We start from the raw sequence: 25717 nt of genomic DNA on the forward strand, positions 1-25717 counted from the left end.
GTCAGCCTCGTTCGAAGCTACGGATGGCGTCGCGCGCCATCGTCGCGGTGGTGCTCTGACCGTCGATCGCCTCGCGGATGAGGTCGGCGTGCCCGCTGTGGTGCGCGGTCTCGCGGAACAGGTGCAGCAGGATGCGACGCACCGTGTGGTGTTGGCGCACCGGCGCCCACGGCGCGGTCGGTATAGGGATCAGCGCATCGAGATCGGCGACGGTCGCGATGAACTCGTCGGTGAGCTGCGCCTGCTTGCGGTAGGCGTCGACCCAGTCGGCGAAGGACTCGTCGTCGGTGAGGCGGTAGGCGTCGGCGGCGGCCTCGACATCGAACTCGGCGTCGGGATCGGCCTCGGTCACCGTGGTGATCCAGTACTGCTCCATGATCGTCAGATGCTTCACGAGACCGCCGAGGGTGAGCTCACCGACGGCGGCGGCACGGCGCGCGTCGTCCTCGGAGACCCCGTCGATCGCGATCAGGAAATTGGTGCGTTGGTCGCCGTAGATCTCGATGAGCGTTTCTCGCTCTCCCGGGATGTTGGCGCTGGCGATCATCATGGACAACAGCTTCGCACCAGCCGCCCGTTCGCGCATCCATCCATGGACGGACACGCGGGCAGGTGCACACATTTCCGTGCGACGACGCGGTCAGCCGATGTGGCGACTCAGCTTCGCCGACAGCCGCGGCACGAGGTCGCCATCGGCGTCGACGCGTTCCTCGACGTAGGCGAGGTCACCGTCCTCGACGAGACCGTAGAGACGCTTCGCGCCGCCGATCTTCAGACCGTTCTCGGTACCCGACGCAGAGGTGATCACGACGTCGGTGACGAGCTCCCACGAGGTCTGGTTCAGCGGTTTGCCGTAGAACAGCTCGATCCACCCCTCGGAGTGGGTGAGGAGGAACTCGATGGTCTCGTCGGAGTCGGGTCCGCTGATCCGCCAGTAGCCGGTCTCACGCAGACCCGGTTCGAGGTAGCGGGCATCGGGGTCGACGATCCACGACCGCGACTCCCACATCAGGAAATTCTCGCCACTGTGGCTGATGACGACCTGCTGGCCGAAGTGGAAGTCGCCGTGGACGGGGTCGTTGCCCTCACCGAGGCCGCGCCACACACCCACGAGGGGGAGCAGGCCGAGCAGCCCGGGATGCAGGTCGGGACCCTGGCGCAGATTCGCGGTGTCCTCGGGGAGAGGGAGTCCCGGCAGGGTGGAGATGTTCTTGTCGGCGGTGCGCGCCGCGCGTTCCTCGGCGTGCGCTATCGCCTCGTTGCCGGCGATGGTGCGGTCGCCGGGCTCGTCGGGAGTGGGTTCAGGGGCGCCCGAGGTCACGACTCGTCGTTGATCAGGCGGTACAGCGTGTACAGACCGAACCAGACGATCGCGATCGTCGCCAGAACCAGGAGTATCTCGAAGAAGATGACCACGGAGCCGATTCTACGTGCGCGGCTCCGAGACGACGATCGCCCCCACCGAAACCTCGGCGGGGGCGATCGCGGACCGGTCGGGACTACGACGCGATGGTCACGTCCTGGTCGAAGATGCCGGTGCCGTCGGGGCTGATGGTGGCCTCGCCGTTGCCCTGCGACGAGAGCGCACGCAGCGTCCAGGTTCCCGGTGCGGCGAAGAACCGGAAGTCACCGGTTCCGCTGGACACGACCTCGGCGGTGAACTCACCGGTGCCGTCGAGCAGACGCACGTACGCGCCGCCCACCGGCGACCCGTCGGCGCCGAGGACCTGACCGGTGATCACGGTCTCCTTCTCGACATCGACGCCGGCCGGCAACTTCTGACCCTGTTTCGGTGCGGAACACATGCTTACTGCTCTCCCAGCTCGATCGGGGCGCCGACCAACGAGCCGTACTCGGTCCAGCTGCCGTCGTAGTTCTTCACGTTGTCGTAGCCGAGCAGCTGGGTCAGTGCGAACCAGCTGTGCGAGGAGCGCTCGCCGATGCGGCAGTACGCGATGGTGCCCTTGGACGGGTCGATGCCGACACCGTCGTAGAGCTCCTTCAGTTCCTCGTCGGACTTGAAGGTGCCGTCCTCGTTTGCTGCCTTGCTCCACGGGACGTTGACCGCGCCGGGGATGTGGCCGGGACGCTGGCTCTGCTCCTGCGGGAGGTGCGCCGGCGCGAGGATCTTGCCCGAGTACTCATCAGGCGAACGGATGTCGAGGAGGTTCTTGGTGCCGATGGCGTCGAGGACCTCGTCGCGGAATGCGCGGATCGACAGATCGGGCGACTCCGCCTTGTAGGAGGTGGCCTCACGCGACACGGCGTCGGTGCTGAGCGGGCGACCGTCGAGCTCCCATTTCTTGCGACCACCGTCGAGCAGGCGAACGTCCTTGTGGCCGTACAGCTTGAAGTACCAGAACGCGTAGGCGGCGAACCAGTTGTTGTTGCCGCCGTAGAGGATGACGGTGTCGTCGTTGGCGACGCCGCGCGCAGAGAGCAGGTCGGAGAACTGCTCCTGGTTCAGGAAGTCGCGGCGGACCTGGTCCTGCAGGTCGGCCTTCCAGTCGAGCTTGATCGCGCCGGCGATGTGCCCGCCGTCGTAGGCGGTGGCGTCCTCGTCGACCTCGATGAAGACGGTCTTGTCGGCGTTCAGGTTCTGCTCAGCCCAGTCGGCGCTGACCAGGACATCGGAGCGAGCCATGGTGTTCCTTTCGTTGGAGTACGTGGTGCGGGGTACGTGATGAGGGGTCGCAGCACACAGGCAGAGATGGAGAGCGCGTGCGGCGGGAGGTGCGAATGCGGACGCGTCGAGACGCCGGGGACGCGCGGGAGCGCGACGGACCCGACTATCGACAGCGGCAGGTGGCGGAACGACAGAAGTCGATCGCACGGCGGCGGGTGAGCAGGAACTCACGACGCGTCAACATGCGCCGAGGGTAACAAAGCTGCGCTGACCACCTGACTGACGGCTCAACAGGGCTTACCGCCGCACGTGAACATCCAGTGGACGCTCTCCGCGTCCAGGAACAGCAGCGGCGAGTAGATCTGCGGGTGCGGGGTGCCCTCGATCATGAGGTCGCTTCCGCTGCTTCGGGCCGATGTCGCCTCCGTGCCCCAGGCCATGGGCAGCGAGGACAGCGTCGCGGTGAACTGATCGAGCACGCTGCGTTCGTATTCTGGGGCAACGCGGGTGGCCGAATGCTCCTCGGGGCCGTCGTAGAAACCGGTTGCCTCCAGATGGAGCTCGCCGCTGCGTATCGACAGGTCGACGGTGACGCTGACCTTCACGTCCCGGTCGTCGGGTCCGCGGACGGTTCCGGTCATCAGCACTCCCGACGTCCGCGAGAGCAGGCCGTCCTGCGGGCCACCTCCGCCGGCCCTCCCACGTGGTGCCGGGGTGTTGACGGTGAGGTCGTCGATACCGAGGAACCGACCCACTGTCACCGAATCGAGGGTGGTCGAGGCGGTGGCCGAGCGGACGGCGAGGGAGCTCGACGGCGGGAACGGCTGCGTCAGCGAGTGCGATCCCGCAACCTCGACGTCTGAGAGTCTCGACCGGACGTCCACTCGGCACGGCGCGCCGGATCCGCACTCGCGGCGCTGATGCGGCTGCCGATTGTGCGGGAAAGTGGCCGTGCCGGTGGCGGCGACACCGCGGGCGGTGATGCCGATGGCCGGGTAGTGCCCGTCGAGGATGTGCGGTATCGCGGGGAAGCCGGAAATGGTGACTTCGGGCTCGTAAAGCAGAGCCGGCGATTCGCCGTCAAACCCACGGGACTGCATCAGAGCGCGGGCGAAGCTGCGTTCGGTCGCGATGGCGAAACCGGTGTCGACGGCGAGCGCTCCGACCGCGAGGACGACGAGCGCAACCGCCAGACAGACGAGCGCCTTGCGCATCACGGTCCCCCGCATCAACGGCTGATCACAGGCTGCGGCCTGTTTGCGGTTATTCTGTCATCTGACTCGCACACGCCCGTAAAGCGGCGTACACATCTGAACCCGTCTCGATCGGAGCGTGAAGTGGATCTCCTGCTGCTGACCGCCGATCCCACCCCTGAGTCGGTCCTGCCGTCGTTGTCGCTGTTGGCGCACACCGTCCGTGTGGTGCCCACCGAGGTCTCGTCGTTGATGGAGGCCGGCAACGCCGACGTCGCCATCGTCGATGCCCGTACCGATCTGGCCGCGGCGCGTGGCCTGTGTCGACTGCTGGGCAGCACGGGTTCGTCGGTCCCGGTGGTCGCCGTGCTCACCGAGGGTGGACTGGTCGCGGTGAACGCGGAGTGGGGGCTCGACGAATTCCTGTTGCCAGGAACCGGTCCGGCCGAACTCGACACGCGACTACGACTGCTGGTGGTGCGTACCCGCGGCGTGGCGGCCGAGGAGTCGAGCGGCAAGGTGTCGCTGGGCGAGCTGGTCATCGACGAGGGCACCTACACCGCGCGCCTGCGTGGGCGCCCACTCGACCTGACCTACAAGGAATTCGAACTCCTGAAGTACCTCGCCCAGAACGCGGGTCGGGTGTTCACGAGAGCGCAACTGCTGCAAGAGGTCTGGGGTTACGACTTCTTCGGTGGCACGCGCACGGTTGACGTGCACGTGCGGCGTCTGCGCGCGAAGCTCGGTACCGAGCACGAGTCGCTGATCGGGACCGTCCGCAACGTCGGGTACAAGGCGGTGCGCCCCAGCAGCCGCGGCCGTGGTGAGGCCACCGACGACGTCGAGGACCTCGAGAACATCGCCGAGGACACCGATCTCGACGATCAGGAGTTCGCCGACAATGGTGCGTGAGCCGGGCGAAGCGGTGATCCACGGCGCGCTCGACGCCGAAACCGCCCGGGCGGCAAGGCTGATCGCGGAGAAAGCCGAGGCGGCCGATGATGTCGCGGGGTTGTCGGAGCAGGCGTTCGCCGCCATCGGCACCGACCGCGTCACGCACGTGACTTCCCATCGTGACGGGGTGCTCGTTGGCTACGCGAACATCACCCCGGGCCGCGACGACGAGCCCGCAATGGTCGAGGCAATCGTCGATCCGCCCGCTCGCGGGAAGGGTGTCGGTGGCGAGTTGATCGCCGCGGCGCTCGAGGAGGCCGGTTCCGGCGCACGTATCTGGGCACACGGCGACCTCCCGGCCGCGCAGGCCGTGGCGCGATCGCGCGGCCTCGAGCCTCTGCGCGAACTGCTGTCGATGCGACGTCCTCTGGACGATCCGCAGAATCCTTTGCCGCCGTTGACCGTTCCCGATGACCTGGTGCTGCGTACCTACGCCGGTTCCGGTGACGACGCCGAGATCCTGCGCGTGAACAACGCCGCGTTCGACTGGCATCCCGAGCAGGGCGGCTGGTCGATCGACGAGATCACCGCGCGGACCGGTTCGGACTGGTTCGATCCCGAGGGTCTCTTCCTGGTGTTCGATCACGCCGATCCCGACACCCTGCTCGGTTTCCACTGGACCAAGGTGCACCCCGCGACCGACACCGAGCCCAGCATCGGCGAGGTGTACATCGTCGGTGTCGACACGGGCACGCAGGGCCGCGGGCTCGGGAAGCTGCTCACCCTCGCGGGACTGATCTACCTCGAGGAGCGAGGGCTGCCGATCGTGGAGCTCTACGTCGAGGGCGACAACGCCGCGGCGCTCCACACCTACGAGAAACTGGGCTTCACGCAGCACTCGATCGACGTCGCCTACGGGCGATCGCAGACCACCTGAACCGCCCTCCTCGACGGCGCGTCTGTGGGCACCGTCACGCGGCTGCGTCACAGCCCGCGAAATAGTTGCTCACCTCGACTAATGAGTTACGCCGGGCGTTCGCCCGGCGACCATGTGGACCCGCGATCTATTCACCGTCCGTTCACCCACCGTCGGCTGCTCGTCCACCACCGAGCCCTAGCTTTCCAGGTGACCGCGGCATTCGAAGCGGGTCGACTCGACGGATTCGAGTGCGGAGCGGTTCGACCGTGCGCGCGGACGTCCCTCGGGCAGCCACACACATTTGTCACATCACAACGGAGGACCCTGGAGTGAAATTCAATCGGAGCTCGGCTGTTCGCAGCGGCAGCGCGGCCGTCGGTATCGCGGTCGCGGCCACGCTGACCTTGTCGGCGTGCAGCGGTGGCGGCAGCGATTCGGGCAGCGGCGACGCCAGCTCGGACAACAGCTTCAGCGGCCAGTCGGTGAGCGGCGAGGGTTCGACCGCCCAGCAGAAGGCCGTCGAGAAGTTCCAGGACGTGCTCGCCTCCAACGGCGGCATCGTCCTCAACTACACCGGCAGCGGTTCCGGTGACGGCGTGAAGAAGTTCATCAGCGGCGACGTCGACTTCGCCGGCTCGGACTCGGCGCTGAAGACCGACGAGGCCGCCTCGGCCAAGACCCGCTGCGCCGGCAACGACGCGTGGCACATCCCGCTCGTCGCGGGCCCGGTGTCGATCGCCTACAACCTCGACGGCGTCGACGACCTGATCCTCAACCCGAGCACGCTGGCGAAGATCTTCGACTCGAAGATCACCACCTGGAACGACCCGGCCATCGCCGCGCTCAACCCGGGCAAGAGCCTCCCGTCGGAGAAGATCGTCCCGGTCCACCGCAGCGACAGCTCGGGCACCACCGACAACTTCCAGCGCTTCCTCGGTGACACCGCCAAGGCGGACTGGCCCTACGCCCACGACAAGTCCTTCAAGGGTCAGGGCGGCTCGGCCGCGGCCAAGTCGACCGGCGTCGGCGACACCGTGAAGAAGACCCCCGGTTCGGTCACCTACGTCGAGTGGGGCTTCGCCGAGCAGAACAAGCTCAGCCTGGCGCAGCTCGACTTCGGTTCGGGCGCCACCAAGCTCGACGCCGACACCGCCGGCAAGGCGCTCGAGAGCGTGCAGTTCAAGACCCCGGGTTCGAAGGACCTGCAGGTCGACACCGACAAGCTGTTCGAGACCAAGACCGCGGGCGCGTGGCCGCTGCTGCTGACGACCTACGAGATCGTCTGCTCCAAGGGCTACACCGGCAACAAGGGCGCCATCCTGAAGTCGGCGTTCACCAGCATCCTGAACAACGGTCAGGAAGGCCTGTCCGACCTGGGCTACGTCGCCCTGCCCGACAGCTACAAGAACACCCTGCTCGGAACGGTCAACTCTCTGAGCTGACCGCTGCCACGCCCGATCCGGGCCGGCATCGATGAACCCGGTGTCGCGGGGCCGCGCAAATTGCGGCCCCGCGACGTTGGTTGAGAGACTTGGGAGACATTGCTCATGACCGAAGTGCACGGCGAACTGCGCGCCGGCCAGACGGCTGATTCAGAAGGATCCATGACCTCCTCGCTCAGCGGCCCGGACCCGATGGCCGGGACGATTCCCGGTCCCCCTCCCACCGGCGACAACGCGGACAAGTCGGGTTCGTCGACAGCGGGCACGGTCACCCGTCTGGGCGACCAGATCTTCCGCACACTCTCGGTCGGCTCGGGCATCTTCATCTCGGTGCTCATCGCCCTGATCGCGGTGTTTCTCATCATCCAGGCCGTCCCGGCCCTGCTGAAGAACTCCGAGAACTTCTTCACCTACTCCGGCGACTGGGTCACCTCCGGTGACACCCTGCAGTTCGGCATCCTGAACCTGCTCTACGCCACCGTCGTGGTCGCGGTGATCGCTCTGATCCTCGCCATGCCTGTCGCCCTGGGCATTTCGATCTTCCTCACGCAGTACGCCCCGCGCCGCCTCGTCGGCCCCATCACCTACCTGGTGGACCTGCTGGCCGCCGTGCCGTCGATCGTCTACGGCCTCTGGGGCATCCTCGTCCTCGGCCCCGCCTTGGTCCCGCTCGACAACTGGTTGGTGAACAACCTCTCGTTCCTGCCGTTCTTCAAGGAGCCGACCCAGGTCGCGAACCTCTCGACCGGTGGCACCCTGCTGACCGCGGGCATCGTGCTCGCGGTGATGATCCTGCCGATCATCACCGCCGTCACCCGCGAGGTCTTCGTCCAGACCCCCATCGGTCACCGTGAGGCGGCTCTGGCCCTCGGCGCCACCAAGTGGGAGGTCGTGAAGGTCTCGGTCCTGCCCTTCGGCTTCTCCGGGTACATCAGCGGCTCGATGCTCGGCCTCGGGCGCGCTCTCGGCGAGACGATGGCGCTGCTGCTCATCATCTCGACCGCCGGTCCGCTCGACTTCAACCTGATGGAGAGCGGTGAGACGTTCGCCACCAAGATCGCGAACAACGCCGCCGAGTTCGACTCGCCCATCAAGACCGGCGCCTACATCTCGGCCGGCCTCACCCTGTTCGTGCTGACCTTCATCGTCAACGCCGCGGCCCGCTCGGTCGTCGCAGGAAAGGCGAAGTCATGACCGCCACCCTCGAGAGTCCCAGCGTCGGCCCGGTCAAGCGGGACCCGTCGGGCTTCACCCCCGTCATCGCCCGCCGCAAGGTCACCGACAAGCTGGCCCTGGTGCTGGTGTCGGCGGCGCTGCTGATCGCCCTCGCGCCGCTGGTGTGGCTGCTGGTCACGCTGATCGTCCGGGGCATCAGCCCGATCCTGTCGGCCGATTGGTGGCAGTTCGACGAACTGCACGGCGGCGCGTTCAACGCGATCGTCGGCACCCTGCAGCAGACGCTGCTCGCGGCGGTCATCTCGATCCCGGTGGGCATCTTCGTCGCGATCTACCTCGTCGAGTACGGCAACAAGTCGGTGCTGGCCCGCTTCACCACCTTCATGGTCGACATCCTCTCCGGTGTGCCGTCCATCGTCGCGGCCCTGTTCATCTACGCCGTGTGGCGCACCACCCTGGGTCTGCCCCGGTCGGGCTTCGTGGTCGCGCTCGCCCTGGTGCTGCTCATGATCCCGATCGTCGTGCGCTCCACCGAGGAGATGCTGAAGATCGTCCCGCAGGATCTGCGCGAGGCGTCCTACGCACTCGGTGTCCCGAAGTGGCGCACCATCGTCAGCATCGTGCTGCCGACGGCACTGTCGGGCATCGTCACCGGCGTCATGCTCGCCGTCGCCCGTGTGATGGGTGAATCCGCGCCGGTGCTGATCCTCGTCGGCTCGACGAGAGCGATCAACAACAACCCGTTCGAGGGCAATCAGCAGTCGCTGCCCCTGATGATGGTGCAGCAGTACAACAACGGCCCCGACGCGCTCGACAAGGTGTGGGGTGCCGCGCTCACGCTGGTGCTCATCGTCGCGGTGATCTACTTCGGCGCCAAGCTCGTCTCGCGCCTGTTCGCACCCAAGAAGGCCTGAGGCGTCCGCGCCGGACCATCTGCGCCCACACAGACATTCGCACGACCCGAACGAAAGAGCCCGACATGGCAAAGCGTCTCGACATCAAAGACCTGAACATCTACTACAGCGCGTTCCACGCGGTGAAGGACGTCTCGCTCGAGGTGCCGCCGCGCTGCATCACCGCCTTCATCGGCCCGTCGGGCTGTGGCAAGTCGACGGTGCTCCGCACGCTCAACCGCATGCACGAGGTCACCCCTGGCGCCCGCGTCGAGGGCAAGGTCCTGCTCGACGGCGAGGACATCTACGGCCGCTCGGTCGACCCGGTGAGCGTGCGCTCCACCATCGGCATGGTGTTCCAGCGCCCGAACCCGTTCCCCACCATGTCGATCCGCGACAACGTCGTGGCCGGCCTGAAGCTGCAGGGCATGCGGAACAAGAAGGAGCTCGACGAGGTCGCCGAGCGCAGCCTGCGCGGGGCGAACCTGTGGGAAGAGGTCAAGGACCGCCTGGGCAAGCCCGGCGGCGGTCTCTCCGGTGGTCAGCAGCAGCGTCTGTGCATCGCGCGTGCCATCGCGGTGTCGCCCGAGGTCCTGCTGATGGACGAGCCGTGCTCGGCCCTCGACCCCATCTCCACCCTCGCGATCGAGGACCTCATCACCGAGCTGAAGAAGGACTACACGATCGTCATCGTCACCCACAACATGCAGCAGGCTGCACGCGTGAGCGACCAGACGGCGTTCTTCAACCTCGCCGGCGTCGGCCAGGCCGGACAGCTCATCGAGATCAACGACACCGAGACCATGTTCTCCAACCCTGAGCAGAAGGCCACGGAAGACTACATCTCCGGCCGCTTCGGCTAAATCGCTCGGCTGAACTCAGCGCAAGCCCCGGTCCTCTGCACGAGGACCGGGGCTTGGCACGTTCGGGGCGATGTTTTGGCACAGTCGGCGGAAAGAAAGGCACGCTCGGCGGAGATCCGCCGAGCGTGCCGAAAAACTAGGTCGAGCGTGCCGTCACGTCAGTGCGGCTGCGCCTCGACGAACTGCTCCGGGGTCTTGCCGGTCGACTGGAACACGACGCGCCGGCCGATCAGCACGGCGTGGTCGGCGAAGCGCTCGTAGTAGCGGCCGAGGAGGGTGACGTCGACGGCCGCGGCGACGCCGTGCTTCCAGTCGCGGTCCATGAGGACGGTGAAGAGGTGACGGTGCAGGTCGTCCATGGCGTCGTCGTCACTCTGCAGACGCAGGGCGTCGGTCGGCTCCTGGCTGTTGAGCACCTCGCGGGCCGACAGTGCCATCTGCACGGCGAGGCGGCCCATCTCGGCGAAGTAGCCGTTGACCTCCTCGGGCAGGGCCTTGCTCGGGTGGCGACGGCGCGCGACCTTCGCGACGTGGAGGGCGAGAGCGCCCATGCGGTCGACGTCGGCGACGATCTGGAAACCGGAGACGATGGCGCGCAGGTCACCGGCGACCGGGGCCTGCAGCGCGAGCAGGGCGAACGCCTGCTCCTCGGCCTGTGCGGAGAGTCGCACGATCTGTTCGTGGTCGGAGATGACCGACTCGGCAACCGCCAGGTCGGCCTGGAGAAGTGCCTGTGTGGCGCGCTCCATGGCGACGCCGGCGAGCTCTGACATGTGACCGAGGATGCCGTTCAGTTCGGCCATCTGCTCGTGGTACGCATTCCGCATGTGCCAAGGGTACTGGCAGACCCGGATCGGACGGTTGTCTCGCGGTGAACGCGCGGTGAACGCGCAGGAAGATCGAGGATTTCGGGTCGGTCAGCCGCTGCAGGACGTGTCGGCGGCGTTGGTCACCGACAGATCGCCGGGTAGGTCGACGGCCTCGTCGGATCGCGGATTCTCCGTCACCCGCAGCGATTCGCCCGCGGTGGGCACCGCTCCGATCTCGCCGGGGTAGTCGCTGCCGAGGAGGACCTCGACGCCGGACTTCACGGTGCGGTCCGACTGGATCACCGCGCCGGTGATCATCGACGCGACCGTCGCGGCCGCGGCCTGCTCACCGGGTCCGTAGCGGACCACGGTCTGCGTCTGGTTCTCCGAGGCGTCGGCCACGCCACGCACATCGAAGCCCAGCTGCGACATCTGATCCGACACCCGCGTGGCGAGCCCGGTGGTGCCGGTCCCGTTCAGCACACGGACGCCGACCGCCGACGGCGACTGCGCCGAGGCGGTGATGACCTGGGGTGCCTGGGGCGTTGTGCTCGGAGCCGACGACGACGGGGCCTTCGACGACGAGGACGACGAGGGGGCCGACGCCTTCTGCTCGCCGGGCAGCGGATCGTCGTTGATGATGGCGTCGAAGATCGCGTTGATGTCGTCGTTGCGCGGGATCTCGTTGTTCGACCCGTCGGTGGTGGTACCCGAGGTCGGGATCGTCAGGAACGTCACGCGGCCCGCCTGCAGACCCTCGAGGGACTGTGCGAGGTTCACGAGGCTGTCGGTGTCGATGCCATCGACGTAGCTGTATTTGGTGAAGGTGTTGATGATCCCGTTGAGGCGTGCCGGGTTCGACAACACCTGGCCCGACAGCATCCCGCGCAGCAGTGCCGACATGAACAGCTGCTGGCGTTTGATCCGGCCGTAGTCGCCGTTGCCCTCGGTGTCGATGGTGCGGGCGCGCACATAGTTCAGGGCCCGCTGGCCCTTCACCGTCTGCTTGCCCGGCCGCGACAGGATCTGGCCGAGCTCGTAGTCGTAGAGCGGCGTGGGCGAACACACCTGCACGCCGCCGAGCTTGTTGACCACCTGCTCGAAACCGAAGAAGTCCATCGCGATGAAGTGGTTGATGTTGAGGCCCGAGAGCTGCTGGATCACCTTCACCGCGCATTTGGGACCGCCGTCGCCGTAGGCGGTGTTGAGCTTCGCGCCGGTCTCGGCGGGGATGATGTTGTTCGGGTCGTAGGTGGCGGTGTTGTTGTCCCAGCTCTCGCAGTCGGGTCGGTCGATCTGCAGGTCACGCGGGAACGAGACCGCCACCACGCGACTGCGGTTGGCCGGGACGTTGACGAGGATGACGGTGTCCGAACGGGCGCCCTCGGCGTCGGCGGTGGTGCCCGCGCCGACCTTGCCGTTGTTCCCCACGCGGGTGTCGGTGCCGACGATCAGGTAGGTCTGGTCGCCGTACTGGGCGCCTTTGTTGCGGATGTTCTTGTCGTTGGAGTCGACGGCCTCGATGGTGCGGAAACCGCCGTTGGTGACCCGGAGATACCCCCATACGGTGCCGGTGCCGACGAGGGCCAGCACCGCTCCGACCACGATCACGACCCTGGCGGCGGTGCGGGCGGTGCGCACGCGGCTGCTGCGTTGAGCGGCCTTCGCCACCCGGTCGCCTCGCGGCGGGAGGACCTCGGGTGCCACCGCGGTACGGGGCGCAGGGCGCGGGGGCGGCGGAGGGGCGGGGATGTCGTCGACGACAGGCGGGATGTTCTCGGTGCGGTCGTTGTCAGTGTCGCCCACGGGCGATCGAGTCGACGGCGGTGGCGTCGACGGCGGCGGGGTCGCGGGAGGGGGCGTTGCTGCGGCGCGCGACGACGCGGACGGGTCGTTCATCTGCGCGAGCAGTTCGGCGACGGTCAGGCGGCCGGTGGAGCCGCGCCGTAGACGTTCCCGGTCAGACGGTTCGCGGAGCACGTCGTCGGAGGGCTGGTCGAGGCGACGACGGATGTCGTCACGTCGAGAACCGGGGGCGGGGCGACGCGCGGGATCACCCGGATCTGCTGATCCGGGAGTGGGGTCGTCGCTCACCGGACTCCTCTGCCGTTATGGGAACGTGACCGATGGTACGTGCCGCTACGGCCGGATGAACACGTCATGGAGTCGACTCAGCCCCCGGAGTGCATGACGTCGGCGCCGGCGGGCACGGCGTCGTCGTCGGGATCGTCGAGCCACCCCTGGGGCAGGGCTACGGCGGCGGGCGATCCCTGGCGTCCGCGCGGACCGTGGCCGTCGCGGGGGAACGGGGCGTCGGCGTCGAGGGTGCCGACAAGATCGACGAGCTGATCGACGCTGGTGACCAGCGCCAGGTCACGACGCAGATCCGAGCCGACGGGGAACCCTCGCAGGTACCACGCGACGTGCTTGCGGATCTCGCGCATGCCCTTGTCCTCGCCGTGGTGGTCGGCGAGCAGGCGTCCGTGTCGGACGATGATCTGCGCGACCTCGCCCAGCGTCGGCGGGGTCGGTGCGGGCAGACCGTTGAGGTGGGCGCTCAGCTCGGCGAACAGCCACGGGCGCCCGAGACAGCCGCGACCGATCACGACGCCGTCGCACCCGGTCTGCTCCATCATCGCCACCGCGTCCGGCGGCTCGAAGATGTCGCCGTTGCCGAGCACGGGAACCTCGGTCACGTGTTCCTTGAGCCGTGCGATCTCCGACCAGTCGGCCTCACCCGAATACCGCTGCGACGCGGTACGGGCATGCAGCGCAACGGCTTTCGCTCCCTCGGCAGCGGCGATGCGGCCGGCGTCGAGGTGGGTGTGGTGATCGTCGTCGATGCCGATGCGGAACTTCACGGTCACCGGGATGTCGGTGCCCTCGGTCGCGCGGACAGCCGCGGCCACGATCTGGGCGAACAGGCGACGCTTGAACGGGATCGCCGCGCCGCCGCCCTTGCGGGTCACCTTCGGCACCGGGCAGCCGAAGTTCATGTCGATGTGGTCGGCGAGATCCTCGTCGACGATCATCTTCGCCGCGGCGTAGGTGTACTCGGGGTCGACGGTGTAGAGCTGCATCGACCGCGGGTTCTCGTCGGGGCCGAAGGTGGTCATGTGCATCGTCGACTCGTGGCGTTCTACGAGTGCGCGGGCGGTCACCATCTCGCACACGTAGAGCCCCGAGACGGTGCCGGTGCGCTCGAGTTCGAGCTCACGACACAGCGTGCGGAACGCGACGTTGGTGACGCCGGCCATCGGCGCCAGCACCACGGGACTGCCGAGCGCGAAACGACCGATCGACAGGGCCGGACGGGTCGATCCCGATGCCGAAACCGCCGCACCCGAGGAATCGGGGGCGGCGGTTGCCGGATCCAGGAGCGTGGTCAAGGGCTGCCTACGACGCGCGGGCCTCGCGCTTGGCCGCCTCGCGGGCCAGCGCGCGATCACGCATCTCCTCGAACTTCAGGGTGTCCTCGCCGAGCTTCTCGACGAACTCGCCGAGCCGCTCGCGGTCGGCCTCGCCCTGCGCGCCGAAGTCGTCGCGGTCGAAGACGTTGAGCTTGCGGAGGATCGGGAGCACGACCTCCTCGTGGTGCTGGCGCAGGTCGTAGATGCCGTGCTTGGCCATCAGCACGCCGTGGCGACGGAAGTTGGGCATGCCGGCGCCGGGCATCTGGAAGTTGCAGATCACGTCGGTGATCGCGCGCATGGTCTGATCCGGCGTGAGATCCATCGCCGCGGAGACGATGTTGCGGTAGAAGATCATGTGCAGGTTCTCGTCGGCGGCGATGCGCTGCAGCATCTTGTCGGCGATGGGGTCGTTGCATGCGCGGCCGGTGTTGCGGTGGCTGACGCGGGTCGCGAGCTCCTGGAACGTCACGTACGCGACGGTGTAGAGCAGGCCCAGTTCGCCGCCGTGGGCCTCGACCTCGTCGGCGCGGTCGCCACCGACACCGACGGAGGTGAACCCGTTGGTCATGTGGATCATGCGGGCCTCTTCGAGGGCCACGGGATCGACACCGCGGGTGACCACGAGGTAGTCGCGCATCGCGAGTCCGTGGCGGTTCTCCTCGGCGGTCCAGCGACCCACCCAGTGGCCCCAGGCGTCGTCGGTCGAGAAGTTGTTGGCGATCTCGCGGTGGTACGAGGGGAGGTTGTCCTCGGTGAGGAGGTTGGTGATCATGGCCGCCTTGGCGACGTCACCGAGCTCGGACTGCTCGGGCGACCAGTCCTGGCCGCCGAGCATCGCGAAGTTGCTTCCCTCGTCCCACGGCACATAGTCGTGCGGGTTCCAGTCCTTGGCCACGGCGAGGTGACGGTTGACGTTCTCCTCGGCAGCCGGCGACAGCTCCTGGAGGAGTTCGAGTTGGGTCATCTCGCGTGCCATGTGTTCAGCCCCTCTTCGACGTGCGTGGATCGACTCTCAACAGTGTTTCAGAGTACGGGTTCTCCCTGTGCGACCCAAGTTTCCGCAACACGGTCGTGACGAATAACAGACACGGTCTCCCGCGGTACCGCTGACCTCAGGGGAAGAAGGCGCCCGTTGTGTCGAGCCACCGTTGCGCCTCGGCGGTGATGGTGCCGCTCTCTTTCGCCCGCACACACCATGTTTTCGCGGCCTGGCCGAACTCCATCGGGTTGTAGACGTCCTCCTCGCACGACCACAGCCCGTCGCCGGCGTAGGTGAGGATCGTGATGTTCGTCGCCGACACCACCGAACCGTCCCCCGGATCGCGCATCGGGTTGTCGATCTCGCAGATCACCCGGGCCGTCGCCGGATCGGTGACGTGCCACAACGACGGGAACGCCACCATGTGGTTGCCCGGGAAGGTGCCCATGGTCTTCGCGATCCACGGACGGATCTGTTCGCGCCCCTTCATGGTCCCCATCGCGTGCTCGATGTAGTCGGCATCGACGGTGAACTGCTCGGCCCACGGGTTCCAGTCGCCGCTCGCCGCGCACGTCTCGGTGGTCGCCTCGAAACGGGCGAAGGCAGCGCTGAGTTCCTCGGAGGTGAAGGGTGCGGGCATGCCCGCAGAGTAGGCGATCAAGCGCTCGCTTGGTAAGGGTCAGGCCGGGTCGAGGATGCGCTTGAGGAAGGTCTTGGTGCGGTCGTTGCTCGGTGCGCCGATCACGTCGGCCGGCGCTCCGCGTTCGACGATCGCGCCACCGTCGATGAACAGCACCTGGTTGGCGACCTGCTGGGCGAAGCGGATCTCGTGGGTGACGATCACCATCGTGGTGCCCGCGGTCGCGAGGTCCTTGATGACGCCGAGGACGTCGCCGACCAACTCCGGATCGAGCGCCGAGGTCGGCTCGTCGAACAGCACGACGGTCGGTTTCATCGCCAACGCTCGGGCGATGCCGACACGCTGCTGCTGTCCGCCCGAGAGTTGGTGGGGGAGCTGCTCGGCCTGCGCGGCCAGGCCGACCTGGTCGAGGAGTTCGCGGGCCTCGGTGCGAGCCTGTTCGGCGTCGCGTTTCTGCACGATGACCGGGCCCTCGATGATGTTCTGCAGCACCGTCTTGTTGGGGAACAGGTTGTGCGACTGGAACACCATGCCGCTCTGCAGCCGGTAGCGCGCGAGAAGTGCGTTGTCGGCACGCGACAGCTTCCGTCCGCTGCCGAGGCCTGTGCGCGGAGTGCCCAGCGCAGCGAAGTCGACGCTCACCTCGCCGATCCGGATCACGCCGCCATCGGGGATGTCGAGGGCATTCAGCGATCGCAACATCGTCGTCTTGCCCGACCCGGACGGACCGATGATGACCGAGACCGAGCCCGGTTCCACGGTGAAGTCGATGTGATCGAGTACCCGGATCGGGTCTTTCCCGGGGCCCGGGAACGACTTCGTCAACCCGGTCGCCTCGATGACGCGTGTGCTGGTCATGTGGCCACGTACTTTCGCAGTCGGTCCTCGAATCTCGACTGCCCGAACGACAGCACGAGGCAGATCACCCAGTAGTACAGCGCGGCGGTGCTGTAGAGCGCGAGGTAGTCGAAGCTCGACGCCGCCGCCGACTGGGCCTGACGGAACAGCTCGGTCACCAGGATCGTCGAGGCGAGCGAGGTGTCCTTCACCAACGAGATCAGCGTGTTCGACAGCGGCGGCACCGCGGTGCGTGCCGCCTGCGGCAGGATGATCCGACGCAGCGTCGTCGTGTAGTTCATTCCGATGGTCGACGCCGCCTCCCATTGACCCTTGTTGATCGACTCGATCGCCGCACGGATGATCTCGGCGGCATATCCGCCGACGTTGAGGCTGAAGGCGACGACGGCCGCGGGGTACGGGCTGACCACGATGCCCATCTCCGGCAGCCCGAAAAAGATGATGAACAGCTGCACGAGCAGTGGTGTCCCGCGGATGATCGAGATATACAGACGCGCAACGTTGCTGATCACCCGACGGCTCGACATGCGGGCCACCGCCACAACGAGCGCGATCGCGAGGCCGATGACGAAGCTGATCGCGGTCAGCGGGATGGTGCCGGTGACCGCCGATTTCAGCAGCGGGACGAGGTTGCTGCGCACCACGTCCCACGTGCTCGAACCTCGTTCGGTCTTGTCGAAGTACTTCGCGTAGGTCTTGTCGAGCGTGCCCTCCTCGCGCAGAGCCGAGATCTCGGTGTTGATCGCCGGCATGAGACCGGAGTTCTTCCGCGCGGCGAACACCTGTCGGCTCTTGTCCGGTGTCGTGGCGGCGATCTTCACGCTCGAGTCGCCGGTGGTCGTCAGGTAGTTCTTCGCGGTCAGCTCGTCGTTGACGGTCGCCTGGACCCGCCCCTGGGCGAGTAGTTGGATCGCGATGTCGAAGCCGGACACCGGTTCGATCACCGCGCCGGCGTCCTTCGCGATCGTGGCGTAGTTGCTGGTCAGTGACTGCGCCGAGGTCTTGCCCTTCAGGTCGTTCACCGAGCGGATCGAGTCGTCGTCCGACCGCGTGATGACCACGCTCGCCGACTCGACATACGGCTCCGACAAGTCGTACTTCGCGGCGCGCTCGGCGGAGTACGAGATCTGGTTGGCGACGATGTCGATACGACCGGCGTCCAGCGCCGGGAAGATCGAGTCGAAGGGCGTCTCGACGAACTTCACGCGAAGGCCGAGCTTCTTCGCGATGTCGGTGATGATGTCGACGTCGAAACCGGTCAGCGGCCCGGTCCCGTTCTCGTGATAGGTGAACGGCGCGTAGGTGCCCTCGGTGCCGACGGTGAGGACCCCGGGTTCGACGGTGGTCAATGTCGGTGCGGCATGCGCCTGCGGCGTCGCCACCCCGCCGATCACGAGGGTCGCGGTCGCCGCCAGCACGATCAGCGCCAGTCCGACGGCGCGCCGGAACAGCGACGGTGAGCAGGTCATGGCTCATCCAACCACCGGTTGCTGCCGAAAACTGCCCCCTGAGCGTGCGCCGAGGGCATATTCCCCTCGGCACTTCGCAGCGGGGCAGTTTTCAGCAGCGCGCGTATCGGTACGCCGGGTCGCCTCGCGGGACCAGGTCGCGGTCGCGCACCACGGTCATGGCCGGGGTCGCCGACCGGGCACAGATATCGGCGACGCTGCCGCGCAGATCGTCGGTGTACTCGATGTCGAACACCCGTGGTCCGTACACCTCGGTCGCGGCCGCGCACTCGTCGAAACGGTCGCACTCCTCGGTGACGGCGAAGTCGAAGCCGACCTCGTCGCGGCCGCGGCTCTCGAGATCGGCGGTGTTCTTCTGCGCCACGGCCAGACGCGCACGGTGGGCCCTGGTGGTGAGATCGGTCGCGAAGGCGACGGCGTCGTCGAGGGTGAACGCCCCGCGTGAGCGTGAGTACGAGTCGAGGTTGTCGAACTCGACGGCACGGAATCCCTTGCGCGCACACAGGTCGATGGTGTTCTGCTGGCGAGCGGCGGCTGCGTCGCGCTGGGCCGGCGTCGACAGGTCGAGCAGGTGTTCGTCGGGCCAGCCGGGGTCGACGAGCGGGGTTCCGTCGTCGCCGGGTACCAGCAGGTCACGCGGCCACTCGACGCCGGGTTGGGTCTGGAAGCCGTTGACGTAACAGATCGAGTAGATGCCGTCGACGGGGTCGGAGGTGCTGTCGCGTTCGACGACGGTCGTCCCGTCCGGCGGCGGGTATGCGCCGCCCAGTTGGTAGTCGAAGCCGCCGCTGGTCGGGGGCGGGGTGACGGCTGAGGCGATCGAGGGTGTCGTTTCGACCGGCCGCTCGGCGCTGTCGTCGGGACCGCACGCGCTGAGGGTGACCAGGACGATCACCCCCAGCAGCGCCCTCAGCGACCGGTGCTGTCCCACACCGACATCAGTTCCGTGAGGATGTCGGTGGCCATGCCCAGGCCACCGAGATGACTGTCGCCGGGCATCGGGTAGAGCTTCGCGTCGGGGAGGAGATCGACGACGTGCTGTCCGTGGCGGAACGGGATGATGTGGTCGCGGTCGCCGTGCCACCAGCGCACCGGGACCGTGACGTCGCCGATGCGGAAACCCCAGTCGCGCGAGAACACGACGACGTCGGCGAACGGGGCCTCCATGCGGTGCTTGCCGCCGTTGAGCAGGTCGTCGAGGAACATCGCCTTGAACTCGGGTCGGGCCAACAGTTGCCGATCGGCGCGCGGGGAGAGCAGCCCGTAGAGGCCGATGGCGGGGCTCGCGATGGGTCGCGCCACCCGGATGAACGAACTGACCGTCCGCCCGATCGGGGCGCCGGCCACCTCGAGCACTCCGGCGGCGTACTTGCCCAGGCCCATGGCGCCGCCGTCGATGGCGTCGGGTCCGACGGTCGGCGCGACACCGCCGAGGACGCCGGCCACCACCACCCGCTCGGGCAGCGCGTAGGCGGTGCCGAGGGTGTACGGACCGCCGCCCGACAGTCCGATCACGGCCATCTGGTCGACACCGAGTGCATCGGCCACGATGCGGAGGTCGTCGGCGAAACCGAGCACCGACGGATAGCGGTACGGGGTCGACGAGCCCACTCCGGGACGGTCGAGACCGATCACCCGTACGTTGTTCTCGCCTGCCCACCGTCGGGCTTCGAGCGGGATCTGCCGTCGCGCTCCCGGGGTGCCGTGGAGCCAGATCACCGCACGTCCGTGGGGGGAGCCGAATTCGGCGAAGCCGATCCGGCGGCCCTGGCGCACGGCGACGGAACCCTCGATCTGCGGGCGGTCGATGTCGATCACCTCTCGAATATGCCACCGGCCCCGTATCGGTCGTCGGCGTTCCGCCGCGGCGACACCATCCGGCCGCGCGAAATGCGCAGAACGTGCCTTACGCGCTCAAGCGTGACTGTGATCTGTGCGACCCCGAGACTCCAGATGTAGCGGAGATCACTCCGACCCAGATCACTCCGACACAGTCCGGTGAGAAAGCGGTAGACGCCATGCTCGTAGTACTAGGCCTCCTGATGGTGGTCACGTTCATGTTCTTGATCATCACCAAACGCGCCACCCCGGTGGTCGCGCTGATCCTGGTCCCCGTCGCGTTCGGTCTGTTCGCCGGCGCCGGGCTGGGCATCAGCGACATGATCAGCGACGGCATCAAGGATCTCGCGCCGACGGCCGCGATGCTGTTCTTCGCGATCGTGTTCTTCGGGATCATGATCGACGTCGGACTGTTCGACCCGGTGGTCCGCCTCGTGGTCCGCCTGGTGCGCGACGATCCGGCGAAACTCGTTGTCGGAACCGCGGTTCTGGCCATGATCGTGTCGCTCGACGGCGACGGGTCGACCACCTTCATCATCACCACCTCGGCGCTGCTGCCGCTGTACCTCAAGCTCGGCGTCAGCCCGGTCGTCCTCACCGTGGTCGCGGGCCTGGCCAACGGCACCATGAACATCCTCCCGTGGGGCGGGCCCACCACCCGCGCCGCCGCCGCTCTCGGCGTCTCCCCGTCGGATGTGTTCGTCCCGATGATCCCCTCGTTGGTGGTCGGCTTGATCGTGGTCATGATCTTCAGCTACCACCTCGGCATCATGGAGCGTCGTCGTATCGGCAAGATCGAGATCCGCGAATCCGTCCTCGCCCGTTCGGGTTCCGGCGGCGACTCCGCGGTGGCCGTCCTCGACGGCCCCGGTTCCGGCAACGGCACCACCCCGCCGGCCCGGCCCTCGATGGGCACCGGCGACGGCCCCGACGACATCGACGAGACCCCCACCCCGAACTCGGGCTTCACCGGTGGCGCACTCGACGAGAACCGCCCCACGCTGCGCCCGAAGCTGTTGTGGGTCAACGCCGGTCTCACCGTCGCCCTGCTGGCCGTGCTCGGCATGGACGTCATCTCGATCCCGGTGCTGTTCATGATCGCCGCCGGCATCGCGCTGGTCATCAACTTCCCCCGCGTGGCCGAGCAGCAGGCCGCCATCACCCGGCACTCGTCGTCGATCGTCTCGGTGGTCGCGATGGTCCTGGCCGCAGCGGTCCTCACCGGCGTGATGTCGGGAACCGGCATGGTCGAGGCGATCGCGCAGTGGCTCACCGGTGTCCTGCCTACGTTCCTCGGGCCGCACATGGCGATCGTGATCGGTGTCCTGTCGATCCCGTTCACCTTCTTCATGTCGAACGACGCCTTCTACTTCGGGGTGCTCCCGGTGCTCTCGGAGACCGCGGGCAAGTACGGCATCGATCCCTCCGAGGTCGCTCGCGCCTCCATCACCGGACAGCCGTTCCACATGCAGAGCCCGCTGGTTCCCGCGATCCTGCTGTTGGTCGCCCTGGCCGGGGTGTCGCTGGCCGATCATCACAAGAAGGTGCTGTGGCGAGCGGGCCTGGTGTCGCTGTCGATGCTGGGAGTCGGCGTCCTCGTCGGGGTCATCCCGTTCTGATCGAGGAGATACCGAGTTCGACCAAGGTGGGCACCCGTCGCAGGACGGGTGCCTACCCTTTTCGGATGAAGCTGCGCAACCAGGTGCTTGTGCTGCAGATCGTCGTCATCGTCCTGAGTCTCGGCGTCGGCTTCGGTGTCCTCATCTCCGGTTCCGGTGACCGCCTGCGCGACGAGTACGCCCAGCGCGCGCTGGCCATCGCGCGGTCGGTCGCCAGCGATCAACAGGTCCGTTCCGAGGTCACCCGTTACTCGCGGCTGACGCCCGGCTCACTCGACCCGACACGTGCCGCCCTGGAGAACGGGCCGCTCGAACAGCAGGCCTTGGCCGTCGCCGCGCGCACCGGAGCACTGTTCGTCGTCATCGCCGACGACCGCGGTATCCGCCTCGCCCACCCCGAGGTCGACAAGCTCGGCCAACCGTTGTCCACCGACCCCTTCCGGGCGCTGTCGGGATCCGACGACCTCGCCACCGAACGCGGCACCCTCGGCGAATCGGTGCGGGCGAAGACCCCGATCCGGTCGTCCGACGGACGCATCGTCGGGCTCGTCAGTGTCGGCATCTCCACCGAGCAGGTCCGGCAGGACATCCGTGGCGACATCGTCACAACCACCGCGCTCGCCGCGGCCGCGTTGCTCGTCGGCATCGTCGGATCGGTGTTGCTGTCGCGACGGTGGCGGCGGCTCACCCTCGGCCTCGAACCCGATCAGCTCTCCGAGCTGGTGCGCGAGCAGGAGGCGGTGCTGCACTCGATCGGAGACGGCGTGGTGGCCGCCGATGCGCGCGGCATCGTGAGGGTCATCAACGACAGGGCGCGCGACCTTCTCGCGATCACCGGTGACGTCGGTGACCGCATCGACGACATCGGGCTCACGCCACGGGTTCTCGAGGTCGCCCACGACCCGGTCGAGACACCCCGCGCGGCGGCGGTCGGCGACCGCATCGTGTTGGTCAGCTCGCGACAGGTGCGGCGCGACGGCCGGGACCTCGGCCTGGTGGTGTCGGTGATCGACCGCACCGACGTCGAGGGACTCACCCAGGAGGTCGCCTCGATCAAGGCGATGACCGACGCGCTGCGGGCCCAACGGCACGAGTCGGCGAACCGGATCCACGTGGTGGCCGGCCTCATCCGACAGGGCCACGCCGACGCCGCGCTGGAGTATCTCGACGAGGTCGCCGGTACCGGACGGTTCGCGATCGAGACGCCCGGGCTCGACAACGTCGCCGAACCGCACCTCCGGGCGTTCCTCGACGCCAAGGCCGCCTCGGCGCGCGAGCACGGGGTGACGCTGGTGCTCGGACCGCAGACATGGATCGACGGGGAGCTCACCTCGCCGGTCGATGTCATCACCATCGTCGGCAACCTCGTCGACAACGCGATCGACGCCGCGTCCACCGGTGCTCGCGAGCCGCGGACCGTCGAGGTCGAGGTGGTCGCCGACGGTGACACCGTGCACGTCACGGTGAACGACAGCGGTGACGGCATCGTGTTCGACCACCGCGACGACGTCTTCGTCGAGGGCGTCACCAGCCACCGCGACTCGACCGTGCCCGGTGGCCGCGGCATGGGTCTGGCACTGTCGCGGCAGTCCGCGCGCGGCCACGGCGGTGACGTGACCATCGGCGACCCCGGTGGCGACGTCTCGGGCGAGAACCCGTTGGGTGGAGCGGTGATGGTGGCGCGCATACCGGGCGTGCTGCGGGCGGCGCGAACCGTGTCAGGGGGAGTGTGATGGCGAGGACCGAGCTGTCGTTGCTGGTGGTCGACGACGACTTCCGCGTCGCGGCCCTGCACGCCTCCATCGCCGACGCGATGATCGGCTTCACCACCACCGCGCGCGTCGGGAGCGTGGCCGAGGCGCGCACCGCGCTGATCGACCATCCCGAGATCGATCTCGCCCTGGTCGACGTCCACCTGCCCGACGGATCGGGTATCGAGCTGATCCATGAGATGCGGTGCGACGCTTTCGTGGTCACGGCGGAGGACAGCGCCACCGCCGTGCGTCACGCGCTGACCGCCGGCGCGCTGGCCTACCTCATCAAGCCGTTCGAGAACACCGAACTGGCCCGCCGCCTCGCCGGGTACGCGCAGTACCGCAGGATCGTCGAGGCGTCGAATCTGGTGCAGTCACAGGTGGATTCGGCGATCGCCACGATGCGAGGCGAACGGGTGGCCGCACCCCGCTCGGAGGAGATGTCGCAGACCGAGCAGTCGATCCTCGCGGCGGTCACCGAGGCCGACGGGCCCGTGTTCGCCGACGAGATCTCCGTGTCCGTGGGCATCTCGCCGCCGACGGCGCGACGCCACCTCGCGACGCTGGTCGCCGACGGGCGCCTGTCGATGAAACTGCGATACGGAACGACCGGCCGTCCGAAGCAGGAATACAGGCTACCGGAGGAGTAATTGCAGATGTCGCATGTTCGTATGCTTTCTCAAATGATCCGTACAAAAGCGCGGCAGATTGGGACATAATCCACATGTGTCCCTGATCACGCTCGCGAAGCCCTCGACGTCCGATGTCGAGGTCTGCCCGCTCTGTGAGCACCGCGTGCACCGTGATCACTCGGCCCTGATCGACCGGCCGATCCTGCGCACCCTCTACCGCTGGAATCGTGCCGTCGACGACGCTGTCGAACGAGTGACGGACTGGCTGGCCTTCCACGGCGCGAACCACATGTCGTGCTACTTCTGCGACGAGATCTCGGCCGGTCGCGGCTTCGGCTGGAGCGGTGAGCTCTGCGACTGCTGCCATCCCAGCCACGCGCACTAGCGAAGAGTCCCTCGCCGTCACCGACACTCGCTCCCGCGACGTAAAGTCTGTTAGACCCGCTTACGATCACCTCCACATCGAAGTAGGTTGCAGCCGCGCGGGCACCACCGCGCCGGTGGCGACCAGATCAATCCACGGGTCCCCGAGCTGAGGAGGCGCCATGAGTCAGAGAACCATCGGCACGATCGCGACGAAGATCGTAGTGGCCTGCGTCGCTACCGCAATGGTCGTCATCGGAGGGCTGGGGGTAGGCGCCGGCGCCGCGGCAGCCAGCCCTCCCGGCAGTGCACCTCCTGGTCCGGGCACGCCGCCGGGTAGCGCGCCTCCCGGCCCGGGCACACCGCCTGGCAGCGCGCCCCCCGGGCCCTGACGCAGCCCCACATCGGGAAATTGACGCGCCACCGCGAACACGTTTCGCGGTGGCGCGTTGTGCTGTAGAAGGCTGCCCGGCGTAGGTGACCACGGGCAACGAGGACACCCCGCTTCGTGGCGAAGTGTCTGGCGATGGGTGGTGGTGCCCCCAGTAGGGCTCGAACCTACGACCTGCGGATTAAAAGTCCGTAGCTCTACCAACTGAGCTATAGGGGCTGATGCCTGCGGCGAACCGCGGCACGGGGGAGTTTACAGACGGCTCACCGGGTCCGGCACCGCGCGGCCTGCGCGGCGCGGATCTGTTCATCGGTCATGGCCGGGACGGTCAGCGGGTGGCGCGTCCCGTCGGCACGGATGCTGTCGAGCATGAGCTCGAGGTAGCGCCGCCACGTGCCCGGCGCGGTCGATTCGGTGACCTCGGCGATGGACGAGAGCATGGTGAAGAAGGCGAAGAAATCGGTGCGCTCGATCTCCGGCCGGAGGACACCCTCGGCCACCCCGCGCTGGTGCACCTGCTCGATCAGAGACGTCATGGACAGCTTCGCGGTCTCGATCGCGGGCGCGGTGTGGTCGATGCGCATCATCACCGACGCCAGCCCGCGGTCACCGGCCATCGATTCTCCGACATAGGTGAACAGCGTCACCACACCGTTCCAGGTGTCCGGCGATTCCAGGGCCGCGGTCAATCGCGTCGCGACCTCGTGGAGATGCTCGACGAACACGCCCTCGATCAGCTGATCGCGATTGTCGAAGCGGCGGTAGACCGTTCCCACACCGACGCCGGCGTGGGCGGCGACGTCGTCGAGGGTCACCTCCAACCCACGCTGGGCGAACAGGTCGCGTGCGGCGGCGATGATCCGCAGCCGATTGCGCTCGGCGTCGGCGCGCAAGGGGCGTGCCTCTGTCCGTTCTGTCCGGACCTGATCAGCAGTGGTCATGATC

The 25717-nt window shown here is 67.5% G+C and carries 25 protein-coding genes and 1 tRNA gene; 10 read left to right on the top strand and 16 right to left on the bottom strand.

The genetic code is table 11. The features are described from left to right. Position 1: 1 nt before the first annotated feature. The 5 genes from ASG12_RS06285 to ASG12_RS06305 all read right to left on the bottom strand — a co-directional run bounded on the left by ASG12_RS06285 (position 2) and on the right by ASG12_RS06305 (position 3855). Positions 2 to 550 (bottom strand): DinB family protein, encoded by a 549-nt coding sequence (locus ASG12_RS06285; RefSeq protein ID WP_235456095.1) that lies wholly within the window; start codon positions 548 to 550, stop codon positions 2 to 4. A gap of 90 nt (positions 551 to 640) precedes the next feature. Further along, positions 641 to 1321, bottom strand: coding sequence for an FABP family protein (locus ASG12_RS06290; RefSeq protein ID WP_055786473.1), 681 nt, complete (start codon positions 1319 to 1321; stop codon positions 641 to 643). Positions 1322 to 1499: 178 nt separating this feature from the next. Beyond that, positions 1500 to 1805: a DUF1416 domain-containing protein gene (locus ASG12_RS06295; RefSeq protein ID WP_045824271.1), complete on the bottom strand. Its 306-nt coding sequence runs from the start codon at positions 1803 to 1805 to the stop codon at positions 1500 to 1502. A gap of 2 nt (positions 1806 to 1807) precedes the next feature. Continuing rightward, on the bottom strand, positions 1808 to 2644 hold the full coding sequence (locus tag ASG12_RS06300; RefSeq protein WP_045824270.1) for a sulfurtransferase: 837 nt from the start codon (positions 2642 to 2644) through the stop codon (positions 1808 to 1810). A 269-nt stretch (positions 2645 to 2913) separates the two neighbouring features. Further along, positions 2914 to 3855 carry an LmeA family phospholipid-binding protein gene (locus ASG12_RS06305; protein WP_082501680.1) on the bottom strand — a complete coding sequence of 314 codons (942 nt, stop codon included), beginning with the start codon at positions 3853 to 3855 and terminating at the stop codon, positions 2914 to 2916. A gap of 108 nt (positions 3856 to 3963) precedes the next feature. Between ASG12_RS06305 and ASG12_RS06310 the strand changes: the two genes are divergently transcribed. The 6 genes from ASG12_RS06310 to pstB all read left to right on the top strand — a co-directional run bounded on the left by ASG12_RS06310 (position 3964) and on the right by pstB (position 10006). Then, positions 3964 to 4731: a winged helix-turn-helix transcriptional regulator gene (locus tag ASG12_RS06310; protein WP_055786477.1), complete on the top strand. Its 768-nt coding sequence runs from the start codon at positions 3964 to 3966 to the stop codon at positions 4729 to 4731. Beyond that, on the top strand, positions 4721 to 5650 hold the full coding sequence (gene mshD, locus ASG12_RS06315; protein WP_055786479.1) for a mycothiol synthase: 930 nt from the start codon (positions 4721 to 4723) through the stop codon (positions 5648 to 5650). Before ASG12_RS06310 ends, mshD begins: the two co-directional genes overlap by 11 nt. A gap of 311 nt (positions 5651 to 5961) precedes the next feature. After that, the gene (pstS, locus tag ASG12_RS06320) at positions 5962 to 7074 is read left to right on the top strand and encodes a phosphate ABC transporter substrate-binding protein PstS (protein WP_055786481.1); all 1113 of its coding nucleotides are present in this window, start codon (positions 5962 to 5964) and stop codon (positions 7072 to 7074) included. A 162-nt stretch (positions 7075 to 7236) separates the two neighbouring features. Then, complete coding sequence (gene pstC, locus ASG12_RS06325) at positions 7237 to 8268, top strand: phosphate ABC transporter permease subunit PstC (protein ID WP_055787812.1); 1032 nt, start codon at positions 7237 to 7239, stop codon at positions 8266 to 8268. Then, entirely contained in the window at positions 8265 to 9164 is a 900-nt protein-coding gene (pstA, locus tag ASG12_RS06330; RefSeq protein WP_055786483.1) for a phosphate ABC transporter permease PstA, read from the top strand. The genes pstC and pstA overlap by 4 nt, the downstream gene beginning before the upstream one ends. 65 nt (positions 9165 to 9229) lie before the next feature. After that, entirely contained in the window at positions 9230 to 10006 is a 777-nt protein-coding gene (gene pstB, locus ASG12_RS06335; protein WP_045824265.1) for a phosphate ABC transporter ATP-binding protein PstB, read from the top strand. A 158-nt stretch (positions 10007 to 10164) separates the two neighbouring features. On the opposite strand, the gene phoU is transcribed toward pstB, so the two are convergent. From phoU to ASG12_RS06380, 9 genes are all read right to left on the bottom strand, one after another. Next, the gene (gene phoU, locus ASG12_RS06340; protein WP_045824264.1) at positions 10165 to 10833 is read right to left on the bottom strand and encodes a phosphate signaling complex protein PhoU; all 669 of its coding nucleotides are present in this window, start codon (positions 10831 to 10833) and stop codon (positions 10165 to 10167) included. A 90-nt stretch (positions 10834 to 10923) separates the two neighbouring features. After that, on the bottom strand, positions 10924 to 12909 hold the full coding sequence (locus ASG12_RS06345; protein ID WP_055786485.1) for an LCP family protein: 1986 nt from the start codon (positions 12907 to 12909) through the stop codon (positions 10924 to 10926). 77 nt (positions 12910 to 12986) lie between these two features. Beyond that, positions 12987 to 14072: a tRNA dihydrouridine synthase DusB gene (gene dusB / locus ASG12_RS06350; RefSeq protein ID WP_235456295.1), complete on the bottom strand. Its 1086-nt coding sequence runs from the start codon at positions 14070 to 14072 to the stop codon at positions 12987 to 12989. 139 nt (positions 14073 to 14211) lie between these two features. Further along, positions 14212 to 15204, bottom strand: coding sequence for an acyl-ACP desaturase (locus ASG12_RS06355; RefSeq protein ID WP_045824220.1), 993 nt, complete (start codon positions 15202 to 15204; stop codon positions 14212 to 14214). A 136-nt stretch (positions 15205 to 15340) separates the two neighbouring features. Then, entirely contained in the window at positions 15341 to 15847 is a 507-nt protein-coding gene (locus tag ASG12_RS06360; protein WP_055786489.1) for a nuclear transport factor 2 family protein, read from the bottom strand. 39 nt (positions 15848 to 15886) lie between these two features. Further along, positions 15887 to 16705 (bottom strand): amino acid ABC transporter ATP-binding protein, encoded by an 819-nt coding sequence (locus tag ASG12_RS06365; RefSeq protein ID WP_055786492.1) that lies wholly within the window; start codon positions 16703 to 16705, stop codon positions 15887 to 15889. Beyond that, positions 16702 to 18174 (bottom strand): ABC transporter substrate-binding protein/permease, encoded by a 1473-nt coding sequence (locus tag ASG12_RS21135; protein ID WP_082501682.1) that lies wholly within the window; start codon positions 18172 to 18174, stop codon positions 16702 to 16704. Before ASG12_RS21135 ends, ASG12_RS06365 begins: the two co-directional genes overlap by 4 nt. 91 nt (positions 18175 to 18265) lie before the next feature. Then, positions 18266 to 19105: an endo alpha-1,4 polygalactosaminidase gene (locus ASG12_RS06375; protein ID WP_082501683.1), complete on the bottom strand. Its 840-nt coding sequence runs from the start codon at positions 19103 to 19105 to the stop codon at positions 18266 to 18268. Further along, positions 19084 to 19992 carry an alpha/beta fold hydrolase gene (locus tag ASG12_RS06380; protein WP_045824223.1) on the bottom strand — a complete coding sequence of 303 codons (909 nt, stop codon included), beginning with the start codon at positions 19990 to 19992 and terminating at the stop codon, positions 19084 to 19086. The genes ASG12_RS06375 and ASG12_RS06380 overlap by 22 nt, the downstream gene beginning before the upstream one ends. Before the next feature lie 200 nt (positions 19993 to 20192). On the opposite strand from ASG12_RS06380, the gene ASG12_RS06385 reads away from it, so the two are divergent. The 4 genes from ASG12_RS06385 (at position 20193) to ASG12_RS06400 (ending at position 24403) form a co-directional block, all read left to right on the top strand. Next, positions 20193 to 21632 (top strand): CitMHS family transporter, encoded by a 1440-nt coding sequence (locus ASG12_RS06385; RefSeq protein ID WP_055786495.1) that lies wholly within the window; start codon positions 20193 to 20195, stop codon positions 21630 to 21632. A gap of 65 nt (positions 21633 to 21697) precedes the next feature. Continuing rightward, the gene (locus ASG12_RS06390) at positions 21698 to 23365 is read left to right on the top strand and encodes a sensor histidine kinase (RefSeq protein ID WP_055786497.1); all 1668 of its coding nucleotides are present in this window, start codon (positions 21698 to 21700) and stop codon (positions 23363 to 23365) included. Then, complete coding sequence (locus ASG12_RS06395; protein WP_055786499.1) at positions 23365 to 24036, top strand: response regulator; 672 nt, start codon at positions 23365 to 23367, stop codon at positions 24034 to 24036. The genes ASG12_RS06390 and ASG12_RS06395 overlap by 1 nt, the downstream gene beginning before the upstream one ends. 76 nt (positions 24037 to 24112) lie before the next feature. Continuing rightward, a complete protein-coding gene (locus ASG12_RS06400) occupies positions 24113 to 24403 on the top strand; it encodes a hypothetical protein (RefSeq protein ID WP_055786502.1) in 291 nt (96 codons plus the stop codon). Between the two features lie 512 nt (positions 24404 to 24915). Here ASG12_RS06400 and ASG12_RS06405 read toward each other — a convergent pair. Together ASG12_RS06405 and ASG12_RS06410 are read right to left on the bottom strand one after the other, a co-directional pair. Then, positions 24916 to 24991: transfer RNA gene (locus ASG12_RS06405), tRNA-Lys, on the bottom strand. 44 nt (positions 24992 to 25035) lie between these two features. Continuing rightward, the gene (locus ASG12_RS06410; protein ID WP_055787821.1) at positions 25036 to 25713 is read right to left on the bottom strand and encodes a TetR/AcrR family transcriptional regulator; all 678 of its coding nucleotides are present in this window, start codon (positions 25711 to 25713) and stop codon (positions 25036 to 25038) included. Between the last annotated feature and the right edge of the window lie 4 nt (positions 25714 to 25717).

Origin of the sequence: Williamsia sp. Leaf354 (assembly GCF_001424365.1) — a bacterium.
Lineage (GTDB): Bacteria > Actinomycetota > Actinomycetes > Mycobacteriales > Mycobacteriaceae > Williamsia_A.